Below are 20,233 nucleotides of genomic sequence, written 5' to 3'. Positions count from 1 at the left end.
CTGGTCCTACGACCTGCGGGTCCGAGGGGTCGTAGCGGGGCATCAACCGATCGGTTGATGCGCGGTCGAGCGCGATGGCCGATGTGCCCGACCGGGCGTTCCCGGGACCCTCGGAGCATGTCAGCCACACCCGTCATCGAAGTCACCGCACTGCGCAAGTCCTACGGCGGCCGGGCCGTCGTCGACGGTGTCTCGTTCGCCGTCGAGGAGGGCGAGATCTTCGGGATCCTCGGCCCGAACGGCGCCGGCAAGACCACCACCGTCGAGTGCGTCGAGGGCCTGCGCGTCCCGGACGCGGGCCGGGTCCGCGTCACCGGCCTCGACCCCGTCGCCGACCACGAGCAGGTCGCCCGCGTCCTCGGCGCCCAGCTCCAGGAGAGCGAACTCCAGGCCAAGCTCACCGTCCGCGAGGCCCTGGAGCTGTACGCGGCCCTCTATCCGCACCCCGCCGACTGGCAGCCGCTCGCCGAACGCCTCGGCCTGACCGCCAAGTTGGCCACCCGGTTCGCGAAGCTCTCCGGCGGCCAGAAGCAGCGCCTGTTCATCGCGCTCGCGCTGATCGGGAATCCCCGGGTCGTCGTCCTCGACGAACTGACGACCGGGCTCGACCCGCGCGCCCGGCGCGACACCTGGCAGCTCATCGAGGAGGTCCGGGCGAGTGGGGTCACCGTGCTGCTCGTCACCCACTTCATGGAGGAGGCGCAGCGCCTCTGCGACCGGATCGCGGTGATCGACAAGGGCAAGGTGGCCGCCCTGGACACCCCGGACGGGCTGATCCGCCGCTCGGCCGGCTCCACCGTCATCAGCTTCACGCCCTCCGCGCCGCTCGAAGACGGCGACCTGAACGCGCTGCCCGCGCTCACCTCCGTGGCCCGCAAGGACGGCCGGCTCACGCTCTCCGGCACCGACGAGACCGTCAACGCGGTCATCACCCTGCTCGCCCGGGGCCACATCACCGCCCACCAACTCCGGGTCTCCGACGCCACGTTGGACGACGCCTTCCTGGACCTGACGGAGGTCACCCGATGAACACCGCAGTCCTGCGCGCCGAGTTGCGCCTCTTCCGCCGCGAACCGGGCGCCCTCTTCTGGATCCTGGCCTTCCCCACCCTGCTGCTGGTGATCCTGGGCTCCATCCCGGGCTTCCGCCACCACGAGGCCGACCTCGGCGGCCTGCGCACGATCGACGTGTACGTCCCGGTCACCGTCCTGCTCGGCATGATCGTCGGCGCGCTCCAGTCGATGCCGCAGACCCTCACCGGCTACCGCGAGCGCGGCATCCTGCGCCGCATGTCCGCCACCCCGGTCCGCCCCTCCGCCCTCCTCTCCGCCCAGATGGTGGTCTACGGCACGGCGGCCCTGGCCTCCGCCCTGTGCGCGCTGATCGTCGGCCGCCTCGCCTTCGACGTACGACTGCCGAAACAGCCGTACGGCTATCTTCTGGCCCTGCTCCTGGCGATCCTGGCCGCGCTCGCGCTGGGCGCGGTGGTGTCCGCGCTGTCGCGGACGACGAAGATCGCGGGTGCCGTCGGGTCGGCGGTGTTCTTCCCGATGATGTTCTGCGCGGGCGTGTGGATCCCGGTGAACTCCATGCCGGACGTCATGGCCCGCATCGTCGGTTGCACCCCGTTCGGCGCCGCCGCCGAAGCCCTGAACCGGGCGGCGGCCGGGCACTGGCCGGGCTGGACACACCTGGGCGTCCTGGTGGCCTGGACCGTCCTGCTGACGGCCGGCGCCTCCCGCTGGTTCCGCTGGGAGTAGGGGCGGCGGCCGTGCAGACTGGGGAGATGACCACCAGGGACCGGCAGATCGACCGTCGCTGGGAGCAACTGCACACATGGGGGCCGTACGGGCTGCTCGGTATCAGTGTTGTCCTCGCGGTCGCCTCCGCCGGTCTGTTCGACTACACCGCCGCCGAGTGGAACACCGGCTGGGCCCTGACCGGTGCCGCGCTCGTCCTTCAGCTGTGGTGGCACGCCACCCGTGTCCGCCGCCCCGGCCGCGGCCGGACCCCGTCACGGACGGGGACGGCGTACTACGTCGTCCGCTGGGCCCTCGCCTTCGTCCTCACCTGGATCGACCCGTTCTTCGCGTTCTACGCCGCCGCCGGCTACATGGACGCCGACGAGCTGATCCCCGGCAGGAACCGGCAGCGACTCGGACTGGTCGCGAGTTCGGTGACCGTGGCCGGTGCGCAGGCCGGCGGGATGCCGTTCGGGAGCGCGGTCCAGTGGATCCTCTTCGTCGCGCTCCTGGTCGCCATGTCCGCCCTGCAGCTGACGGTCGCCCATCTCCAGGAGCAGGAGAGCCGGCGTTCCCGCGAGCGCAACGAGACCATCACCGAACTCGAACGCACCAACACCGCCCTGCAACAGGCCCTCGACGAGAACGCCGCCCTGCACGCCCAACTCCTCGTCCAGGCAAGGGAAGCGGGGGTCGCCGACGAACGCCGGCGGCTGGCCGCCGAGATCCACGACACGATCGCCCAGGGCCTGACCGGCATCATCGCCCAGCTCCAAGTCGTGGCGAACGCACCCGACTTGACCACCGCCCGCACCCACCTCGACCGTGCCTCCGCGCTCGCCCGGCACAGTCTCGGCGAGGCCCGCCGCTCCGTGCAGAACCTCGCGCCCGTCGCCCTGGAGCACGACGGACTGCCCGAGGCGCTGAAGAACACGGTCGCCGAGTGGGGCGAACGCGCCGGTGTCCGCGCCGAGTTCACCGTCACCGGCATCACCGAACAGCTTCACGACGAGGTCTCCGCGACCCTGCTGCGCATCGCCCAGGAGGCCCTGTCGAACGCGGCCCGGCACGCCCGCGCCACCCGTGTCGGCGTCACCCTCTCCTTCCTCGGCGAGGACGTCATCCTCGACATCCGCGACGACGGCCGGGGCTTCGACCCGCTCGCGCTGCCCGAACGCACCCGCACCGGCGGCTTCGGCCTCGACGGCATGCGGGCCCGCGCCGAGCGCATCGCGGGCACGCTCGCGGTCGAGTCCGAGCCCGGTCACGGCACGGCCCTGTCGGCTCGCGTACCGTTGGTCCGCCATGAGTGACGAGCCGCTGATCTCCCTGCTGATCGTGGACGACCATCCCGTCGTACGGGACGGTCTGCGCGGCATGTTCGAGTCCGCGCCCGGATTCCGCGTCCTGGGCGAGGCGGCGAACGGCGTCGAGGCCGTGGAGCGGGCCGCCGCCCTCGACCCGGACGTGATCCTGATGGACCTGCGGATGCCGGCCGGCGGAGGAGTCGACGCCATCCGGGAGCTGACCCGCCGCGCCGCCCGCGCGAAGGTGCTCGTGCTGACGACGTACGACACCGACTCCGACACCCTGCCGGCGATCGAGGCGGGCGCGACCGGCTATCTGCTGAAGGACGCGCCCCGCGACGAGCTGTTCACCGCCGTCCGCGCGGCGGCGGAAGGCCATACCGTCCTCTCTCCCGCCGTCGCCTCCCGGCTGGTCTCCGCGGTGCGCGGCCCCCAGACCCCCGGCAACGAGCCGCTCTCCGCCCGCGAACGCGAAGTGCTGGCGCTCGTCGCCAAGGGCACCTCCAACCGCGAGATCGCCCGCGAACTCTTCATCAGCGAGGCGACCGTGAAGACCCACCTCACCCACCTGTACGGCAAGTTGGGCGTCAAGGACCGCGCGGCGGCGGTGGCGACGGCGTACGACCGGGGGATTCTCGGCTGAGCAGGGCCTAGGTCGTCGGGTAGGGCAGCAGGCCGGCGGCTGTCTCCTCCCAGGCCGCCTTCAGGTCGGCGAGCAACTCCGGCTTGTCGGGGGCGAGATCGGCCTGTTCGCGCAGATCGGCGGCGAGGTCGAAGAGGTGGTCGTCGCCGTCCTCGTCCTGGTAGTACTTCCAACCGCCGCGCCGCAGCGCCCGGTTGGCCTCCACCCGCCAGAACAGGTCCCGCTCGGGCAGCTCTTCGCCCTTCAGCAGATAGCCGGCGAGGCTTGTGCCGTCCAGTGGATACGCGGGGTCGGGGCGGGCACCGGCCAGCTCAAGGAAGGTCGCGGTCCAGTCGGGGGAGAAGTTCGGCTCGTGGCTGACCTGGCTGCCGTCGATGCGGTGCGGCCAGCGCACGATCGTCGGCACCCGGATGCCGCCCTCCTGGAGCACGAACTTCTCGCCGCTCAACGGCCAGAGGTAGGACCAGCGTTCACCGCCGTTGTCGCTGGCGAAGTACACCAGCGTGTGCTCCTCCTGCCCGGACCGGCGCAGCGCGGCCAGCACCTCACCTACGGCCGCGTCCAGGCTCTGCACCATCTCCGTGTACTTCGCGACCGAGCCGCCGTCCCACTGGTTGAGGGCGTCGCTGATCTCCAGCTGGCTGGTGGCCGCCCGGATCTTCGCGGCGATCTCGGCGCCGGTCTCCGCGTCGCCCTCGGCGAGCCAGGGCCAGTGCGGGGTGGTGAAGTTGAGGTTCAGCAGCCACGGCTTGCCGTGCTCGCGGCCGACGTACTCCACCGCCCGCTCGGTCAGCACCTGGGTGTAGTAGCGCAGGTCCTGGTAGGTGGCGTCGCCCTCGTAGAGGTCGTAGTCGCCGAGCTGGCCGAGCTTGGAGAAGTACTCCAGGACACCGCCGTGGTTGCCGAAGAACTCGTCCCAACCCGACTTCGTGGGGCTGTACTGGGGCAGCCAGCCGCAGTGCCACTTGCCGATCATGGCGGTGGAGTAGCCCGCCTTCCGCAGCAGGGAGGCGAGGGTGGGATGGCTGGGGTCGAGGCCCTGTGCCCGGCTGTTGATCGGCTCGGCCAGGCCGCCCGGTGTACGGCCCGGGTAGCGTCCGGTGTAGAGGCTGAACCGGGTCGGGGAGCAGGTCGCCGAGCCCGAGTACGCGTCGGTGAAGCGCACCCCCTGCCGGGCCAGCCGGTCCAGGTTGGGCGTCTTGATGTGCGGGGCGCCGTAGGAGGAGAGGTCGGCCCAGCCCAGGTCGTCGCCGAGGATGACGAGGAGGTTGGGACGTCTGCCGGAGGCGGCGGGGCGGGCCCTGAACGGGCGTTCCGCGGGGGCCTGTTCGGCGGCCTCGGCGGTGGCGGCCGAACCGGCGACGGCGGTGACGGCACCGCCGCCGACGAGGCCGCCGAAGGCACGGCGGGTTAATTCGGGCATGCGGGGTCCTTTGGGGAGGCAGCGGAATCCGTGGGGGCGTGCCCTCCATGCGATCATCCGGCCCGCCCCGTGCCCAGGCATCTGCCCGGGAGTTCACGGAGCTGAAACGTCGCCTCAGCCGTCCCTTCGGCCGCCCCTCAGCCGACCTTCAGCAGCAGCACCGCCCGGGCCGGCACGGTGATCGCCGACCCCGCCCGGTGCACCACCCCCGGCGCCTCTCCCTGCTCCTCCCGCGAGGTGTCGACGACCACCTCGTACCGCTCCGCCCACGGCGGCCCCGGCAGCACGAAGCTCACCGGCCGGTCGCCCGCGTGCAGGACGGCGAGGAAGCTGTCGTCGAGGATCGGGTCGCCGCGTTCGTCACGGCCGGGGATGTCCCGCCCCGAGAGATACATGCCCAGGGTGGCGGCGGGCGCGTACCAGTCCCGTTCCGTCATCTCCGTGCCGCGCGCGGTGAACCACGCCAAGTCCCTTATGCCGTCCGCCGATCGGGCCCGCCCGGAGAAGAACGCCCGGCGGCGCAGCACCGGGTGGCGGTGGCGCAGGTCGATCAGCCGGGCGGTGAGGCCGGTCAGCGCCCGCCAGCCCGGGTCGTCCCGCAGCCCCCAGTCCACCCAACTGATCTCGTTGTCCTGGCAGTAGGCGTTGTTGTTGCCCCGCTGAGTCCGCCCCAGCTCGTCACCCGCGACCAGCATCGGCACGCCCGTGGAGAGGAGGAGCGTGGTGAGGAGGTTCCTCAACTGCCTTCGCCGCAGCGCCTTTACGCGCTCGTCGTCGGTCTCGCCCTCGACCCCGCAGTTCCAGGACCGGTTGTCGTCCGTGCCGTCCCGATTACCCTCGCCGTTGGCCTCGTTGTGCTTGCGCTCGTACGACACCAGGTCCCGCAGGGTGTAACCGTCGTGCGCGGTGATGAAGTTGACGGAGGCGTAGGGGCGGCGGCCGCCCCACGCGTACAGGTCGCTCGACCCCGACAGCCGGTACCCGAGGTCCCGTACGTCCGGCAGCGCGCCCCGCCAGAAGTCCCGGACGGCGTTGCGATAGCGGTCGTTCCACTCCGTCCACAGGGGTGGGAAGGCGCCGACCTGGTAGCCGCCGGAGCCGACGTCCCAGGGCTCGGCGATCAGCTTCACCCGCCGAAGCACCGGGTCTTGAGCGATCACGGCAAGGAAGGGGGACAGCATGTCGACGTCGTGCATCGAACGGGCCAGCGCCGCCGCGAGGTCGAAGCGGAAGCCGTCGACGCCCATCTCCGTGACCCAGTAGCGCAGGGAGTCGGTGATGAGCCTCAGGACGTGCGGCTGCACCACGTGCAGGGTGTTGCCGCAGCCCGTGTAGTCGGCGTAGCGGCGGGCGTCGCTCTGCAGGCGGTAGTAGCCGCGGTTGTCGATGCCCTTGAGGGAGAGCATCGGCCCCAACTCGCCTGCTTCCGCTGTGTGGTTGTAGACCACGTCGAGGATGACCTCGATCCCGGCCTCGTGCAGGGCGCGCACCATCCGCTTGAACTCGCCGACCTGCTGGCCCGCCGTACCGGTCGCCGCGTAGCCCGAGTGCGGGGCGAAGTAGCCGATGGAGTTGTAACCCCAGTAGTTCTTCAGGCCCTTGCGCAGCAGATGGTCCTCGTGCGCGAACTGATGGACAGGCAGTAGTTCGACGGCCGTCACGCCCAGCTTCACGAGGTGCTCGATCGCCGCCGGGTGCGCCAACCCGGCGTAGGTGCCCCGGAGTTCCTCGGGTATCCCGGGGTGCAGCTTGGTGAAGCCGCCCACGTGGAGTTCGTAGATCACCGAGTCCGCCCACGGTGTCTTCGGGCGGCGGTCGTCCATCCACTCGTCGCCGGTGGTGTCGTCGTGGACGACGACACCCTTCGGGACGTACGGCGCCGAGTCCCGGTCGTCGCGCACGGTGTCCGCGACCTGCTGCTGCGGCCAGTCCCGGACATGGGCGTACACCTCGGGCGGCAGCCCGAACTCGCCGTCCACCGCCCGCGCGTACGGGTCGAGGAGCAGCTTCGCCGGGTTCCAGCGGGCGCCGGTCCACGGGTCCCAGCGGCCGTGCACCCGGAAGCCGTAGCGCTGTCCGGGCAGCACACCGGGCAGGAAGCCGTGCCAGATCTCGTGCGTCAGCTCCGTCAGCGGGGCGCGGGTCTCCACGCCCTGCTCGTCGAACAGGCACAGCTCGACCGCCTCCGCGCCCCCCGCCCACAGCGCGAAGTTGGTGCCCGCCACCCCGTCCGGGCCGACCCGGAACCGGGCCCCCAGCGGCATCGGCGTCCCCGGCCACACGGGCACCGGCGGCCCGGTGTGCGGGGCGCCGTTCAGCACGGGTACGGCACGCGGCGACGGCACGGCCGCGTCGACGACGGACCGCTCCGCCGGCACGCCCCCGTCGGCGTACCCCTCCTGCACGGCCTCCTGCTCGGCTGCGCTCGACACCGTCCGGCCTCCTGCGGCTCATGGAACGACGAGGTGAAGGGCGTACGACGTCCCGGTCGCGAGTCCCTGTCCTGTCATCCTCCCCACTGTTCTGCCCAGAGCTTGGGTCGCACTCACGTTTCCCTGAGGCAGGCCCGCTCGTTGGGCACCCCGTGAGGCATGCAAAAGGGCGCGCACGGCGCGCGGGGGTCGCACTGGCCGCCGTACTGACATGGGCAGGACTGCTGGCCGGAGCCACCGGCTGTACTTCCGACGACTCGGGCGGGGGCGGTATCGACGAGCTCTTCGGCAAGGCACCGGCGCCCGGGGATGTGATCCGGATCTCGCCCGACGACACCGCCAAGGGCGTCAAACCCGACCAGCGGCTGCTGGTCAAGGTGCCCAGCGGGCGCCTGGAGTCGGTGCAGGTCGTCAAGGAGCAGGACGCCCAGGACACCCCCGTCCCGGGCCGTATCTCCGACGACGGACTGCGCTGGGAACCCGAGGACCCGAAGCTCGCCCTGGCCGCCCGGTACATCGTCGACGCGGTCGCCCTCGACGGCCACGGCCGCCGCTCCGCCCGGCACACCACGTTCACCACCTACGTCCCGGACGAACGGTTCATCGGATACGTCACCCCGGAGAACCGCGCCACCGTCGGCACCGGGATGATCGTCTCCCTCGGCTTCAACCGGGAGATCGAGAACCGGGCCGCCGTCGAACGCGCGATCCACATCACCGCGAAACCGGCCGTCGAGGTCCGCCCGCACTGGTTCGGCAACACCCGCCTCGACTTCCGCCCCGAGTCCTACTGGAAGCCCGGCACCCAGGTCACGGTCTCCCTGCGCCTGCGGGACGTCGAGGGCGCACCCGGCGTCTACGGCCTCCAGTACAAGACGTTCTCCTTCACCGTCGGCCGCAGCCAGGTCTCCCTGGTCGACGCGGCCAGGCACACCATGGAGGTCCGGCGCGACGGCGACCTCCTGGACACCGTGCCGATCACCGCGGGCGCCCCCGGGCGGACGACGTACAACGGGAAAATGGTGGTCATGGAGATGCTGGAGGTGACCCGCATGAACAGCCGCACGGTCGGCTTCGGCGGCGAGTACGACATCCCCGACGTCCCGCACGCCATGAGGCTCACCGACTCCGGCACCTTCCTGCACGGCAACTACTGGGCGCCGGCCGCCCCGGGGCACGTCAACGTCAGCCACGGGTGCGTCGGGTTGAGGGACGTCAAGGGCGGCGGCTCGGACACCCCGGCCGGATGGTTCTTCGACCGCAGCATCGTCGGGGACGTGGTCGAGGTCGTGCACAGCAACGACAAACGGGTCGCTCCGGACAATGGCCTCGGCGGGTGGAACATGGGTTGGAAGGAGTGGAAGGCGGGCAGCTCGCTCAAGTGACCGGAGAGGGGCGGGCTCCCTGTGTCAGGCGGCAGTTGAAGTTGCGACCGAACGGTGACATTCGCCTGACACGAACCTCAAAACCTGGCGGTTAATATGCGCGGACGCGCACGTCAGATGCGCAAAGGGGTGCGGGCCGGACCGGGCCCGGCGAGGGGAGAAAGTCTTGAACGTGCGACCGATATCGGGGGCGTCGGTTGACGCGCGCGGCCGGAGAAACAAGGGGTTGCTTGCGCTGATCCTCGGCGTGCTGCTGCTCGCCGTCACCGCGTGCGGAGGCGGTGGTGGCTCCAACTCGGGGTCCGGCTCCGGCGATGCCAAGGGCAAGGCCTCCGGCACGGCCCAGACCAAGCAGTCGCAGGCCGTCGTCACCATCGCCCCCAAGGACGGCTCGAAGGCGGTCGACACCAGCGGCGCCCTCAAGATCAGCGCCGCGAAGGGCAAGTTGACCGAGGTCACCGTCAAGGACGCGGACGGTGCCAAGGTCGCCGGCGCGATCACCGGCGGCGGTGCGAGCTGGACGCCGGCGACCCATCTCGCCGCCGCCACCAAGTACTTGGTGCACGCCGTCGCCAAGGACTCCGACGGCCGGGTCGCCGCCGAGGACTCCAGCTTCACCACCCTGACCCCGAAGAACACCTTCATCGGCAACTTCACCCCCGAGGACGGCTCCACGGTCGGCGTCGGAATGTCCTTCTCGGTCAACTTCACCCGGGGCATCACGCACCCGGACGACGTGAAGAAGGCCATCACCATCACGACCGTGCCCGCCGTCGACGTCGAGGGCCACTGGTTCGGCAACGACCGCCTCGACTTCCGCCCCGAGAACTACTGGAAGTCCGGCACCAAGGTCACCGTCAAGCTCAACCTCGACGGCGTCGAGGGCCGCGCGGGCGTCTACGGCAAGCAGTCCAAGACGGTCACCTTCGCCATCGGCCGCAACCAGGTCTCCGTCGTCGACGCCAAGAAGCACACGATGAAGGTCACCCAGGACGGCAGGACCATCAAGACCATCCCGGTCACCACCGGCAAGCCCGGCTACGACACCTGGAACGGCCAGATGGTCATGAGCCAGAAGCTCGAAGTGACCCGGATGAACGGTGAAACGGTCGGCTACGGCGGCGAGTACGACATCAAGGACGTCCCGCACGCCATCCGCCTCACCACCTCCGGCACCTTCATCCACGGCAACTACTGGGGCGGCGGCGCCTTCGGCAACTACAACGCCAGCCACGGCTGCGTCGGCCTCCGTGACGTCAAGGGCGGCTACAGCAGCAGCGTTCCGGCCGCCTGGTTCTACAACCACTCGATGATCGGCGATGTCGTCGTCGTCAAGCACTCCAACGACGAGACGGTGGCGCCCGACAACGGCCTCAACGGCTGGAACATGTCGTGGGACAAGTGGAAGGCGTAAGCCTTCGGTCGACTCCCTCCAGTTGACGTACGGGCCCGGTGCTGTGACCGACAGCACCGGGCCCGTTGTCGTCAGCGCACGTGCTGTACCCATCTGGGGGACGACCCCCAGACCCCCGATAATGCGTGCATGACCGTGAATCTCGAAGTCGCCGAGGGCGTCGGCACCATCCGCCTCGACCGCCCGCCGATGAACGCGCTGGACACCGCCACCCAGGACCGCCTCAAGGAGCTCGCCGAGGAGGCGACACGGCGTGACGATGTGCGTGCCGTAGTCGTCTACGGCGGGGAGAAGGTGTTCGCGGCGGGCGCGGACATCAAGGAGATGCAGCGCATGGACCACGCGGCGATGGTCGTGCGGTCGCGCGCGCTGCAGGAGTCGTTCACCGCGGTGGCCCGTATCCCCAAGCCGGTGGTCGCGGCCATCACCGGCTATGCGCTGGGCGGGGGCTGCGAGTTGGCGTTGTGCGCGGACTTCCGGATCGCGGCGGACAATGCCAAGTTGGGGCAGCCGGAGATCCTGCTCGGTCTGATTCCGGGTGCGGGCGGCACGCAGCGGCTGGCCCGGCTGATCGGCCCGTCGAAGGCGAAGGACCTGATCTTCACCGGCCGTATGGTCAAGGCGGACGAGGCGCTCCAACTGGGCCTGGTGGACCGGCTGGTGCCGCCCGCCGAGGTGTACACGGAGGCGCACGCGTGGGCGGCGAAGCTCGCGCAGGGACCGGCGATCGCGCTCCGTGCGGCGAAGGAAGCGATCGACACCGGTCTGGAGACGGACATCGAGACCGGGCTCGCGGTCGAACGGACCTGGTTCGCGGGGCTGTTCGCGACCGAGGACCGTGAGCGCGGGATGCGCAGTTTCGTCGAAGAGGGCCCCGGCAAGGCAAAGTTCCGCTGAACCGGACGGTCAAATACCGCTCAGCCACTTGCAATTGACGCGATGTCTCATGCAGGTACCTCGACCGGATGGTTTATGGGAACCATAAGGTGACCTTAAGTCTGCCTTGTCGAGGGAGCCTGTCGATTGCCGCCAACAGAGCCTTCATCGCAGCTCGGAGGGGTTGCGGCCGACGTCGAAATGTCTTTGGCATATGTCAGTCGGATGTCGCGGAACGGGTGCTTCCGGGGGGCGTATTCCTCCGGAACCGCCCCGGAGGCCGTCCGTGGCGGCCATGATGGACGCATGGCGGGGCTGGAAGGTATCGGACAGCCGCGGGGACAAGGCCGTGCGACCGCGGCGCGCTGGTCGCCTGCGGTCGAGGACGAGCGGGCGCTCAAGGCGATCGAGTTGTTCGGCGATCCGACGGAGGCGGAAGTTCCGCTCCCCTCCCGCCCCGAGTCCGCCGCCGCGGCCCGCCGGCTCACCCAGATCGTCGTTCTGCGGCACTGGGGGCTCGGCCCGAAAATGACCGAGGACGCCGTCCTGCTGGTTTCGGAACTGGTCGGAAACGCCGTACGGCACACGGGCGCCCGGGTGTTCGGGCTGCGGATGAAGCGCCGCCGCGGCTGGATCCGCGTCGAAGTCCGCGACCCCTCCCGGGGCCTGCCCTGTCTGATGCCGGTCCAGGAGATGGACCTGAGCGGTCGCGGTCTGTTCCTCGTCGACAAACTCTCCGACCGCTGGGGCGTCGATCTGCTGCCGAGAGGCAAGACCACCTGGTTCGAGATGCGCGTCGCCGAACGCTGAACGCGGGACGCTCCGCTGTGGAGGGCGGTGCGGGGTCGTCGGTTTTCTGCGGCACCGTTGTGGCTGGTCGCGCCCGCGCGGCGGAGCCGCATATCGATACAGCCCCGCGCCCCTATGGGGCGCTGTCGGACCGGCCGCCCCCCGTGCGGACCTCTGTGCGAGGCGCGACCCGTGAGGGTCCCTCGATCGGGTTAATGCCCCGCTTTCTTACTCAACGCCCCTTAAATGGACCGGGTGACCACGACCGACCGCCGTACGGCGTTGCGTGCGGGTGCCGGGCTCGTCGCCGGGGGCGCACTCGCCGCCGGATGTGCCACGACCGGCCCCGCCGCAGCCCCCGCCGCTCCCGCCCGCGCCCCCGCCGCCAAGGCGACCCCGCTCACCGCCCCTGCCCCCGCCCCGCGCGCCTTCCCCCATCAGCCCGCGCAGATCACCCACGGACCCCGCGACCGCCCCCGGATCGCGCTCACCTTCCACGGCCAGGGCGACCCCAAGATCGCCACCGCCCTCCTCACCGAGGCGGAGAAACACGGCGCCCGCGTCACCGTCCTCGCCGTCGGCACCTGGCTCGACACCCACCCCGGGATCGCCCGCCGCATTCTCGACGGCGGCCACGACCTCGGCAACCACACCCAGCGGCACATCGCCGTCAACACCCTGTCCGAGGCCGACGCCCTGGCCGAGATCACCGGCTGCGCCGACCGCCTCAAGCGGCTCACCGGTTCGATCGGCACCTGGTTCAGGCCCTCGCGCGCCCCGGCCGCGTCCTCCCTCGTCCAGCGCCTGGCCCACCGCGTGGGCTACCCGCACGTGCTGTCCTACGACGTCGACTCCCTCGACTTCACCGAGCCCGGCGCCCCCGCCATCACCCGCAAGGTGCTCGCCGAGGTCCGCGACGGCTCCGTCGTGAGCATGCACTTCGGGTACGCCGGCACGGTCGCCGCGCTCCCCGCCGTACTGCAAGAACTCGACCGCCGCGGACTGCGCGCGGTGACGACCACGGAGCTGCTGAGCTGATGCGACACACCCCCCTCACCCGCGCCCTGGTCACCGGCGCCGCCCTCGCCGCACTGGCCGCCCTCGCCGGCTGCAGTTCGCAGAACCACGCCGACGAGGCCCTCGGCACCAAGGCCGCGCTCCAGCCGCAGCAGCAGCAGAAGCAGAAGCAGGCGGCACAGGGGCTGCCCGGGATGCCGCCGGTGCTCGACCCGGCCGACGTGTACGCCGCCGACCGGCCCAACCGGCTCTCCCCGGTGGTCAAGGACTTCCCCTCCCGGGTCTACGTCCCCAACACCGGCTCCAACACGGTCTCGGTGATCGACCCGAAGACGTACGAGGTCATCGAGACCATCCCGGTCGGAGTCCAGCCCCAACACGTCGTCCCCTCCTGGGACTTGAAGACCCTGTGGGTCAACAACGACCGCGGCAACACCCTTACCCCGATCGACCCGCGAACGGGCAGGGCGGGCAAGTCCGTCGACGTGCACGACCCGTACAACCTGTACTTCACGCCCAACGGCAAGTACGCGATCGTGATGGCCTCCCTCGACCGGCAGCTGGTGTTCCGGGACGCGCACACCATGAAGACGGTGAAGGCGGTCCCGGTCAGCTGCTACGGCGTCAACCACGCCGACTTCTCCACGGACGGCCGCTACTTCATCGTCTCCTGCGAGTTCAGCGGCGAACTGCTCAAGGTCGACACCGAGAAGATGAAGGTGATCGGGCAGCAGAAACTGCCGTTCCACGGGTCGATGCCGCAGGACGTCAAGATCTCGCCCGACGGCAAGCGGTTCTACATCGCCGACATGATGGCCAACGGCATGTGGGTGCTGAACGGCGACACCTTCGCCAAGCCGGACTTCCTGCCCACCGGCAAGGGCTGCCACGGCCTGTACATCAGCCGGGACTCGCGCGAGATGTACATCTCCAACCGGGGCGAAGGCAGCATCTCCATCTTCGACTTCACCAAGAACAGGCTGACCAAGAAGTGGCATCTGCCGCACGGCGGCAGCCCCGACATGGGCGGTGTCTCCGCCGACGGCAAGGTGCTGTGGCTGTCCGGCCGCTACAACTCCGAGGTGTACGCCATCGACACCCGCACCGGCACCCAGCTCGCCCGTATCAAGGTCGGCGGCGGCCCGCACGGCCTCGCCGTCTACCCGCAGCCCGGCCGCTACTCGCTCGGCCACACCGGTATCTTCCGCTGAAATCGCCTTGACCGCCGGTCAGTTGGACACGCCCCCGTACGGGTGATGATCCACAGTCCGCCGCCGTGGAACCGGAATCGTGCCTCGCATGATCACCCTGCATCTGCGGCGGCGGACCGCTGCCGCCGTCCTGTCCCTCGCGGCCGTCCTCGCCACGACCGCCGCCACCGTCCCCACCCACACCACCCGCACGCCGGTCAGGGCCGCCGCCCCCGCCTGCCCCCAGGTCGCCGACCCCGCGATGGCCGCCGCCGACGACCGCGTGGACATCTCCCGCATCACCCCGGACCCGGTCTGGCGCACCAGCTGCGGCACGCTCTACCGCAGCGACAGCCGCGGCCCGGCGGTCGTCTTCGAGCAGGGCTTCCTGCCCAAGGACGTCATCAACGGGCAGTACGACATCGAGAAGTACGTCCTGGCCAACCAGCCCTCGCCGTACGTCTCGACGACCTACGACCACGACCTGTACAAGACCTGGTACAAGTCGGGCTACAACTACTACGTCGACGCCCCCGGCGGCGTCGACGTCAACAAGACCATCGGCGACACCCACAAGTGGGCCGACCAGGTCGAGGTCGCCTTCCCCGGCGGCATCAAGCGGCAGTACATCATCGGCGTCTGCCCGGTCGACAAGAAGACCAAGGTCGAGATCATGAGCGACTGCGAGAGCAACCCGTACTACCAGCCGTGGCACTGACGCTCAGGGCGCGCTGAGCAGCAGCGCCTCCGAACCCACCGGACGGTAACCCGCCGCCAGGAACGCCCGCATGCTGCGGGCGTTCCCCGGCGCCACCTGCGCCCACAGCGGCTCGGCCGCCAGCTGCCGCGCGGCGGCCACCAGCGAGCGCCCCAGCCCCCGCTGCCGTACGCCCTCCTCGATCTCGACCGAGACCTCCAGGCGCCCCGCGATCCCGCGCCCCATCACCAGCACCCCGCCCTCCGTCGTCCACGCGCGCACGTCGTCACGCCGGCCGCGGGCGTACACGATCCTCGGATGGTCGCTGTCCACGATCTCCTTCAGCGGGAGCGGCGGTTCGCCCGGCAGCGGGGTGCCCACGAGCATCGCGTCGACGGTCTCCGCCGCACGGCCCGTCCGGTCGAGCAGGGCCGCCAGGAACCGCGGGTTCATCGGCGCCCCGAGCGCGTCGCAGGGCACGGCGGCCAGGGTGTCGTACACCCATCGCGGATCCTCGTCGACGAAGACCACCGCGTGCGCGGTGAAGGCGAGCACCCCCGCGTCCCGCTCGGACGCCTGCGGCACCACGGTCGTACGGCCGTCCGGCGGCGGGAAGACACCCCGCGCCGCCGCGTCGAGAATGTCCCGGAGAGTCTCCATCACGGTGCTCCTCGCACTCCTTGAGTCTCCACCCACTGGAAGGCCCACACTCGCAACATGATCGACGACGGCACCGCACTGCTCACCATCGGGGAGCTGGCCAGGGCCACCGGACTGACCGTGCGCACCATCCGCTACTGGTCGGACGAGGGCGTCCTCACCCCGGTGACCCGCTCCGCCGGCGGCTATCGGCTCTACGACGCCGAGTGCGCCGCCCGTCTCGAACTGATCTGCACCTTGCGGGAGTTGGGCCTGGGCCTGGACGACGTACGCAAGGTGCTGGCGGGCGAGACGACGGTCGCGGAAGTGGCCGCCGCCCATGTGGTGGCGCTGGACACGCAGATCCGTGCACTGAGGGTGACCCGGGCGGTGCTGTCGACCGTGGCGCGACGCGGTTCGACCGCAGAGGAGATGACGCTCATGAACAAGCTGGCGCGGCTGTCGGCAGCCGAACGCAGGCGGATCATGGAGGAGTTCGTGGACGAGCTGTTCCACGGCCTCGACACCGTTGATCCGTCCATCGAGGAGCGGATGCGCACCATCGCCGTGGACCTGCCGGACGACCCGACCCCCGAACAGGTCGACGCCTGGGTGGAGTTGGCGGAAATGGTGCAGGACCCGGAGTTCCGGGGGCAGATGCGGGAGGTCATGGAGTTCAACGCGGGGGACCAGGCCCGCAGCGTCGCACCCGGGCGTGCCACCTGGTTCCCCATGCGCCTGGTGCAGCTGGGCGGGGAGGCGCTGCAGCGGGGTGTCGCCCCCGAGTCGCCGGAGGCGGCGGAGATCGTACGGGAGGTGCTGGGGGACGGCGGCGACCCGGCCGTCGTGCTCGAACGGATGGAGTCGGTGGCCAACGACAGGCTCGCCCGGTACCGGGAGTTGCTGTCCACGGTGAAGGGCCGCGGGCCCGCCGGAGCGCACCGGGAGGAGTTCGCGTGGGTGGTCGCCGCACTGCGTGCGCGGGCGGCCGGTTAATCTGGCCTCCGTCAACAGGCGGTAAAGCGTTACGAAGGGGCGGATCCGGTGGCGGACATCGAGGAAGCACGCAAGCATTTCCAGCGGATCGACACGGACGGTGACGGCTTCATCACCGCGGCCGAGTTCAAGACCGCCCTGGCACAGGGAGGCGACTGGAACGTGACCGAGGCGGTCGCCGAGGCCATCATCAAGACACGGGACCTCAACGGGGACAAGGTCCTGTCGTTCGACGAGTTCTGGGCCCACCTGAACAAGTGACCCGGGAACGACCCGAGCAAAAGGGGCGCCCGTCCTTCGGTGGACGGGTGCCCCTTTCGTTTCGCCTGTTAGCGTGCGCCGATGGAAGATCTGGGAAGCGTGCCCTGGCCACCCGAGCCGATCAGGACCGAGAGGTTGCTGCTCCGTGAGTCCGAGGCGCGGGACCGGACGGTGTTCGTCGAACTGCTTGCCTCGTCCGAGGTGCACACCTATCTCGGCGGTGCCCGGCCGCGGGCCGAGCTGGAGCGGGAGGTGCCCGCGATCCCCGCCCGGTGGCCGGGGGGTTTCGTCGTCGAGCTCGACGGGGTGATGATCGGGCACATCCTGCTCAGGAGGGCGACGGCGACGGGGTACAGTCGGCCGGCCGCCGTGGGGAAGGCCGATCTGGGCTATCTGTTCCTGCCGCGGGTGTGGGGATTCGGCTACGCGGCCGAGGCGTGCGCGGCGGCACTCGACTGGCTGGCCGGAGTGCTTCCCGGAGTGCCGGTGGTGCTCACCACACAGACCGCCAACCTCGCCTCGATGCGGCTCGCGGCGAAGCTGGGGTTCGTGGAGGTGGAGCGGTTCGAGGCCTGGGACGCCGAGCAGTGGCTCGGTATCAGGTCTACGGCTGTCCTGTCCGGTCACCCGGACGGCGGCGGGCCGGAATAGCGGGCGGTCGCCCGGGGTTCTCGCCGCAGAACGTATGCGTGTGCATCGATTCCGGATCGGCGAAGGGTCTGTCATGAAGATCGGCATCATCGGCGCGGGACACATCGGCGGCAACCTCACCCGGCGGCTCACCGCACTCGGACACGACGTCTCCGTCGCCAACTCGCGCGGCCCGCAGACGCTCACCGCGCTGGCCGAGGAGACGGGCGCGACACCCGTACCGGTGGAGGAGGCGGCCCGCGGGGCCGAGGTCGTCGTGGTCACCGTCCCGCTGAAGGCCGTACCGAACCTGCCGAAGGGTCTGTTCGACGACGCGGCGGAGAACGTCGCCGTCATCGACACCGGCAACTACTACCCCGGCCGCGACGGCAGGATCGCCGCCATCCTCGACGACGGTCTGACCGAGAGCCGCTGGACGGCGGAGCAGATCGGCCACACCGTCATCAAGGCCTTCAACGGCACCTACGCCCAGGACATCCTGGACCGGCACCGCCCCGCCGGCGCCCCCGACCGCCTCGCACTCCCGGTCGCCGGCGACGACGAGGCGGCGAAGCGCGTGGTCAGGGCCCTGATCGACGACCTCGGCTTCGACACGGTCGACGCGGGCAGCCTGGACGACTCCTGGCACCAGCAGCCGGGGACGCCGGTGTACGGGATGCGCGAGGGCGTGGACGCGATCACGAAGGGTCTGGCGGAGGCTTCGCCGGAGCGGACCGGGGACTTCACGGGCTGAGAGGCCGGCTCGCGCGATCCGTTTCTCTGTTCGCGTGCGTGACGTATATGCGCATTCGACGGAGCGCGGAATCGTCGAATGTCGGGGGTGTGGCGAGTACAAGCACATATCCGAGTACTCGACACTCGGTGCAGCGGGTCAGCCGCGCCCTTACTGCAGACCGTGCAACAGCGAGCTTGTTCGTCTCGGTAACTAAAAAGGTGACGAAAGAGTTCGTAGAGCTGCTTCTGGAGTTTCAGAGCGGAAAGTGCGCCATTTGTGGAACTCCTGCCTCGGGAGCGAAAACGATGCACATCGACCACGATCACGCATGTTGCCCCGGCCGCCGGAGCTGTGGTTCTTGCGTGCGAGCTCTGCTGTGTTCAAGCGTCCCCTGCCCACTCCTTCAGTGCAGCTTTGTCGGCGAAGTCGGCCACGTCCTTGTCGTGCGGGTCGCTGGTGTACTGGTGGAAGCGCCACTTGGCCTTGATACGGGGTTTTCCTGCCGTGACGTAGTCGGCGATCCAGAGACCGTCGCCGGCGTACGAGGTCGTATCGACGGTGAGCCAGAAGTTGCGGTTCGTGTAGAGGGTGACCCGGTTGTCCGGCCGCAGTGCCTTCACCTTGCGGATGAAGCTGTCCTTCTCCGCGTTGGACGCGTGGGTGCCGTCGCCGGTCGTTTCCCAGTCGACGGCGAGCAAGTCGCCTGCCTTTTCGGGGGCCTTGCTCACGAAGTACTCCGCCTGGGCCGTGATGTCGCCGGGCCAGAGGAAGTGGTAGAAGCCGACGACCAGTCCAGCGTCACGGCCCGTCTTCGTCTGGGCGGTGAGTCTCGGGTTGACGTACGAGCGGCCCTCCGTCGCCTTGATGAAGACGAAGGAGGAGCCGGCCGTGCTGTACGCCGTGGACTGGTACGCGCTTACGTCGATGCCATGCAACATAGGGGGACTTGTGCCCTGTCCCCGGCATCCGGAACCTCAGCTTCTGGTGGCCACCGAGCTGAGTACCGCCGCCGATTTCGCCGACCAGTCGGAGGTGATCACACTTGCGTGATCGGCGGCCAAGAGTGCCAATTTCGCGGCGACTTCCGCGTCCGTGGGGGCAGTCGAGGAGATCGCCGGGGCCACCGCGTAGGCGTCCGTCATGATCAGGATGTAGTGGTTCGTGGAGTAGAACGACGTGTCGTAGCTGTTGTTGACGTACGTCGCCGCGTCACCGTCGAAGAACACGAACCAGGGGCGGATCGAGGTGTCCGAGGTCCAACGGGCCGCCCGTGGATCGCCGTTCGCCGCGCCCAGCACCGCCGGGAAGGCCTGCGCCTGGGAGATCGTGCCGGCCGCGTACAGGTCGCGGAGATGGTCGCCGTACTCCTGGTCGGTCCAGTAGTGGTCGAACGGGTTGGCCTGCTCGACCGTGCCCGGGATCAGTTCGAAGATGAACTTGCCCTTGAGGTCGTCACGGGAGGGCCACGCGTTCGCCTTGGCCGCCGCGTCGAGCGTGGAGTACGAGGAGCCGAGCAGGTCGGACGGCTTGTAGACGCTGCTGCCGAGCTTCTGCGAGACCAGGGTGTCGAACGCCGTCGGGCCGAGACCGATGGTCTGGTTGAAGCCCACCTTCATCTCCACCTTGACGATGACGGGCGCGTGGTCCGGGTGCAGGGTGTTCCAGGCGGCCATGTTGTCCAGGCAGCTGCCGAGATCCTGGTTGCGGTCCTTGCTGTACAGGTCGGCGGGGGTGCTCGCGTACTCGCAGTTGTTGTCGTTGGAGAACAGGTCGCTGTGGCTGACCCGCCACCGCTTGCTCAGGCTGTCGACGTAGACGTCCAGCTCCAGCAGCGAGGCCCCGGAGTCCAAGGCCTGCGCCCAGTACGTGTACTTGTCCTTCTCGTACGCGTTGTGCGTGCCGATCGTCGTCGTCTCCGAGAACTTCGGCGCCGCCGCGTGGGCGTTGCCCGCGGCCCCGGTCATCAGCAGCCCGGCCGTGCCCAGCAGCGCCGCCAGCCGTCTTATTGCCTTCATGGGTCAAGTCCCCTTCGCCGTGGCCTAGTTGGAGCCTTGGT

At 69.8% G+C, this 20,233-nt stretch carries 20 protein-coding genes and 1 pseudogene; 16 read left to right on the top strand and 5 right to left on the bottom strand.

Annotated features, from left to right (window positions below):
* The first annotated feature begins 117 nt into the window (after window positions 1-117).
* Genes OH768_RS16840 through OH768_RS16825 form a run of 4 tightly spaced genes read left to right on the top strand, consistent with a single transcriptional unit; the run spans window position 118 to window position 3,692 of the window.
* Window positions 118-1,029, top strand: a complete 912-nt coding sequence (locus OH768_RS16840) for an ABC transporter ATP-binding protein (RefSeq protein ID WP_406454441.1) — start codon at window positions 118-120, stop codon at window positions 1,027-1,029.
* The gene (locus OH768_RS16835; protein ID WP_406454439.1) at window positions 1,026-1,760 is read left to right on the top strand and encodes an ABC transporter permease; all 735 of its coding nucleotides are present in this window, start codon (window positions 1,026-1,028) and stop codon (window positions 1,758-1,760) included. Before OH768_RS16840 ends, OH768_RS16835 begins: the two co-directional genes overlap by 4 nt.
* Before the next feature lie 26 nt (window positions 1,761-1,786).
* Window positions 1,787-3,055: a sensor histidine kinase gene (locus OH768_RS16830; RefSeq protein WP_406454437.1), complete on the top strand. Its 1,269-nt coding sequence runs from the start codon at window positions 1,787-1,789 to the stop codon at window positions 3,053-3,055.
* The gene (locus OH768_RS16825) at window positions 3,048-3,692 is read left to right on the top strand and encodes a response regulator (protein ID WP_406454435.1); all 645 of its coding nucleotides are present in this window, start codon (window positions 3,048-3,050) and stop codon (window positions 3,690-3,692) included. Before OH768_RS16830 ends, OH768_RS16825 begins: the two co-directional genes overlap by 8 nt.
* A 7-nt stretch (window positions 3,693-3,699) precedes the next feature.
* Here OH768_RS16825 and OH768_RS16820 read toward each other — a convergent pair whose 3' ends face one another.
* Together OH768_RS16820 and glgX are read right to left on the bottom strand one after the other, a co-directional pair.
* A complete protein-coding gene (locus tag OH768_RS16820) occupies window positions 3,700-5,115 on the bottom strand; it encodes a sulfatase (RefSeq protein WP_406454433.1) in 1,416 nt (471 codons plus the stop codon).
* Between the two features lie 137 nt (window positions 5,116-5,252).
* Window positions 5,253-7,547, bottom strand: coding sequence for a glycogen debranching protein GlgX (gene glgX, locus OH768_RS16815; RefSeq protein WP_406454431.1), 2,295 nt, complete (start codon window positions 7,545-7,547; stop codon window positions 5,253-5,255).
* 152 nt (window positions 7,548-7,699) lie between these two features.
* Between glgX and OH768_RS16810 the strand changes: the two genes are divergently transcribed.
* The 7 genes from OH768_RS16810 to OH768_RS16780 all read left to right on the top strand — a co-directional run bounded on the left by OH768_RS16810 (window position 7,700) and on the right by OH768_RS16780 (window position 14,936).
* Complete coding sequence (locus tag OH768_RS16810) at window positions 7,700-8,932, top strand: Ig-like domain-containing protein (protein WP_406454429.1); 1,233 nt, start codon at window positions 7,700-7,702, stop codon at window positions 8,930-8,932.
* 166 nt (window positions 8,933-9,098) lie between these two features.
* Window positions 9,099-10,346 (top strand): Ig-like domain-containing protein, encoded by a 1,248-nt coding sequence (locus OH768_RS16805; RefSeq protein ID WP_406454427.1) that lies wholly within the window; start codon window positions 9,099-9,101, stop codon window positions 10,344-10,346.
* A 129-nt stretch (window positions 10,347-10,475) separates the two neighbouring features.
* Window positions 10,476-11,243 carry an enoyl-CoA hydratase/isomerase family protein gene (locus OH768_RS16800; protein WP_406454425.1) on the top strand — a complete coding sequence of 256 codons (768 nt, stop codon included), beginning with the start codon at window positions 10,476-10,478 and terminating at the stop codon, window positions 11,241-11,243.
* Between the two features lie 285 nt (window positions 11,244-11,528).
* A complete protein-coding gene (locus OH768_RS16795; RefSeq protein WP_406454423.1) occupies window positions 11,529-12,032 on the top strand; it encodes an ATP-binding protein in 504 nt (167 codons plus the stop codon).
* A gap of 225 nt (window positions 12,033-12,257) precedes the next feature.
* Window positions 12,258-13,049 carry a polysaccharide deacetylase family protein gene (locus tag OH768_RS16790; RefSeq protein WP_406454421.1) on the top strand — a complete coding sequence of 264 codons (792 nt, stop codon included), beginning with the start codon at window positions 12,258-12,260 and terminating at the stop codon, window positions 13,047-13,049.
* Window positions 13,049-14,239 (top strand): hypothetical protein, encoded by a 1,191-nt coding sequence (locus OH768_RS16785; RefSeq protein WP_406454419.1) that lies wholly within the window; start codon window positions 13,049-13,051, stop codon window positions 14,237-14,239. The genes OH768_RS16790 and OH768_RS16785 overlap by 1 nt, the downstream gene beginning before the upstream one ends.
* An 88-nt stretch (window positions 14,240-14,327) precedes the next feature.
* Entirely contained in the window at window positions 14,328-14,936 is a 609-nt protein-coding gene (locus tag OH768_RS16780; protein WP_406454417.1) for an ADP-ribosyltransferase, read from the top strand.
* 3 nt (window positions 14,937-14,939) lie between these two features.
* Here OH768_RS16780 and OH768_RS16775 read toward each other — a convergent pair whose 3' ends face one another.
* On the bottom strand, window positions 14,940-15,575 hold the full coding sequence (locus OH768_RS16775) for a GNAT family N-acetyltransferase (RefSeq protein ID WP_406454415.1): 636 nt from the start codon (window positions 15,573-15,575) through the stop codon (window positions 14,940-14,942).
* Between the two features lie 57 nt (window positions 15,576-15,632).
* On the opposite strand from OH768_RS16775, the gene OH768_RS16770 reads away from it, so the two are divergent.
* From OH768_RS16770 to OH768_RS16750, 5 genes and pseudogenes are all read left to right on the top strand, one after another.
* Window positions 15,633-16,550, top strand: a complete 918-nt coding sequence (locus tag OH768_RS16770) for a MerR family transcriptional regulator (RefSeq protein WP_406454413.1) — start codon at window positions 15,633-15,635, stop codon at window positions 16,548-16,550.
* Between the two features lie 48 nt (window positions 16,551-16,598).
* A complete protein-coding gene (locus tag OH768_RS16765) occupies window positions 16,599-16,811 on the top strand; it encodes an EF-hand domain-containing protein (protein WP_019074489.1) in 213 nt (70 codons plus the stop codon).
* An 81-nt stretch (window positions 16,812-16,892) separates the two neighbouring features.
* Window positions 16,893-17,462: a GNAT family N-acetyltransferase gene (locus tag OH768_RS16760; RefSeq protein ID WP_406454411.1), complete on the top strand. Its 570-nt coding sequence runs from the start codon at window positions 16,893-16,895 to the stop codon at window positions 17,460-17,462.
* Between the two features lie 34 nt (window positions 17,463-17,496).
* Window positions 17,497-18,195 carry an NADPH-dependent F420 reductase gene (locus OH768_RS16755; RefSeq protein ID WP_406454409.1) on the top strand — a complete coding sequence of 233 codons (699 nt, stop codon included), beginning with the start codon at window positions 17,497-17,499 and terminating at the stop codon, window positions 18,193-18,195.
* Between the two features lie 47 nt (window positions 18,196-18,242).
* Window positions 18,243-18,503, top strand: a pseudogene (locus tag OH768_RS16750) (endonuclease domain-containing protein); the annotation flags it as partial.
* 54 nt (window positions 18,504-18,557) lie between these two features.
* On the opposite strand, the gene OH768_RS16745 reads toward OH768_RS16750, so the two are convergent.
* Window positions 18,558-19,115: a GH25 family lysozyme gene (locus OH768_RS16745; RefSeq protein ID WP_406454407.1), complete on the bottom strand. Its 558-nt coding sequence runs from the start codon at window positions 19,113-19,115 to the stop codon at window positions 18,558-18,560.
* 36 nt (window positions 19,116-19,151) lie between these two features.
* Window positions 19,152-20,192 (bottom strand): phosphatidylinositol-specific phospholipase C domain-containing protein, encoded by a 1,041-nt coding sequence (locus OH768_RS16740; RefSeq protein ID WP_406454405.1) that lies wholly within the window; start codon window positions 20,190-20,192, stop codon window positions 19,152-19,154.
* Window positions 20,193-20,233 lie beyond the last annotated feature (41 nt).

Source organism: Streptomyces sp. NBC_01622, from assembly GCF_045209635.1.
Taxonomy (GTDB): domain Bacteria; phylum Actinomycetota; class Actinomycetes; order Streptomycetales; family Streptomycetaceae; genus Streptomyces.
The sequence above is the reverse complement of the archived record's forward strand: the minus strand, read 5'-3'. Positions and strand labels throughout refer to the sequence as shown.